The organism is Streptomyces sp. NPDC048442, from assembly GCF_040651475.1.
Lineage (GTDB): Bacteria > Actinomycetota > Actinomycetes > Streptomycetales > Streptomycetaceae > Streptomyces.
Map to the genome: position 1 here is coordinate 1 of NZ_JBEZKB010000070.1, position 1,773 is coordinate 1,773.

General features: G+C 68.8%; 2 protein-coding genes. One reads left to right on the top strand and one right to left on the bottom strand.

From position 1 onward, the window contains the following. Positions 1-32 precede the first annotated feature (32 nt). Positions 33-1,619 (bottom strand): IS1182 family transposase, encoded by a 1,587-nt coding sequence (locus AB0D18_RS41195; RefSeq protein WP_362430843.1) that lies wholly within the window; start codon positions 1,617-1,619, stop codon positions 33-35. On the opposite strand from AB0D18_RS41195, the gene AB0D18_RS41200 reads away from it, so the two are divergent. After that, positions 1,555-1,761, top strand: a complete 207-nt coding sequence (locus AB0D18_RS41200; protein ID WP_362430844.1) for a hypothetical protein — start codon at positions 1,555-1,557, stop codon at positions 1,759-1,761. The two genes, AB0D18_RS41195 and AB0D18_RS41200, sit on opposite strands and share 65 nt — an antisense overlap. Positions 1,762-1,773 lie beyond the last annotated feature (12 nt).

The window sequence follows — 1,773 nt, forward strand, 5'->3', positions numbered from 1 at the left end:
GGGACGCTGTTGGTAAATCCGCCCCGTTGGAGCTATCCGGCGGGGCGGAGGGCTGCGAAGGGTGAGGTGCGGGTCGGGGCAAGCGGGGTGTTGGTGAGCCAGGCGTCCAGGCGGGCGAAGTTCATCGCGGCCGCGGTGAAGAAGTGCTGCAGCGAAGTCTTGGCCAGTCCTCTGTAGCGGGAGCGGCGGGCCTCGAAGCGGTGGACCGCCTGGGCGATGGTGCCCTCGACTCCTGCCCGGTGCTGGTACTGCCGCTTCCAGACGTCCGTCTCCTGCTGGGCTTTGGCCTGCTGGAGGGCTTCGTGCTCGCGGCGGGGCCGGAGTGTGATCGCGCGGCCTTTCGCGGTGGAGCGGGTGCAGCGGGCTCGCTCCGGGCAGGGCGAACAGGTTCCGGCGGGGAACTGGGAACGGATGACGGGGGTTCCGTGCTGACTGCGGTCCTGGCGCCACTGGGCTGTGGTCTTCCCGTTCGGGCAGGTCACTGTCCGGGCGTCCCAGTCGATGACGAAGTCGGTGACAGCGAAGCCTTCGTCGGCCTTGTTCTGCCAACCGGTGGCGGTCTGGACCGGGCCAAGGATCTCGACTCCGTAGTCGTGCCGGGCCGCGGCGATGTGGTGGGCGTCGACATAGCCGGCGTCCAGCAGGTGTTCATCGGGCAGGAGCCGGCGTTCTTCGAGCTCGTCATGGATGGCGGTGGTCATCTCCATGTCGGAGGCCGCCGCCGGCGTGGTCGTCACGTTGGTGATCAGGTGGGGTGCGTCGGGCTCGCAGGTCTCGCTCAGGTGCACCTTGTAGCCGTCCCAAGCCCGGTCCCGCTTTGCTCCTGTCCGGGCTTCGGGGTCGTAGGGGGTGCAATAGCGGATACGGCCGGGCGGGATGCTCTGCGGATCGCGCCAGCGTGGCCGACCCTCGTGGATCTCACCCTGCTGGACCCACACCTTGCGGAGGAACTCCACCGCGGGCAGTTGCCGAAGACCTGCTGGGGCAGATGGACCCCCGACGGCTTCCAGGAGCATCAGGCCATCGGAGATCACCTGGTGACCGTGTTCGATCCGGCCCGCCCAACGGGAGGGAAAGCGGCCGTCTTCCGGCCGGGTGGAGTACCGGTCGAACCACTCCGGCTCAGCCAGCGAGGCCAGCCACTGCCCGGCAACGGAGGCGATCTCGTTCAGGGCCGCGCGCAACGTCTCCACCACGAACTCCAGCCGGTTCAGCTCCCGCGTCGCCGCCAGCACATGAGTGGAGTCCGTCCGCTGCCGCCCTCCCGCCTTCACCAGCCCCGCCCCGCCGGCCGCTTGCAGAACCGCATCCAGGATCACGCGGCCGGCCGCACCGTCGACCAGGCGGGAGCGGAACTCACTGAGTACCGAGAAGTCGAACCCGGTATCGGTCAGCTCCAGGCCCAGGGCGTACTTCCAGTCCAGACGCGAGCGCACGGCGTGCGCGGCCTGCCGGTCGGTGAGTCCTTCGGTGAACTGCAACACCGACACCAGGGCCAGCCTCGCGGGAGAAACCGCAGGCCGCCCCCGGGATGGGAACAGGTTGGTGAACTTCGTGTCATCGAAGACCGGCCCCAACGTGTCCCGCATCCGCATCGCCAGGCACCCCTTCGGGAACACCGCACGTGCGACCCGCGCGGTCTCCTCCGGGATCTCCTCCGGACCCATCCCACGCAACGACATCGAACCCTCCGAACACGACGACGGCCTGCACAACCCCAACGGGGTCGTACAGGCCGTGGTCACGCGGGCCCCGAATTGACCAACAGCGTCC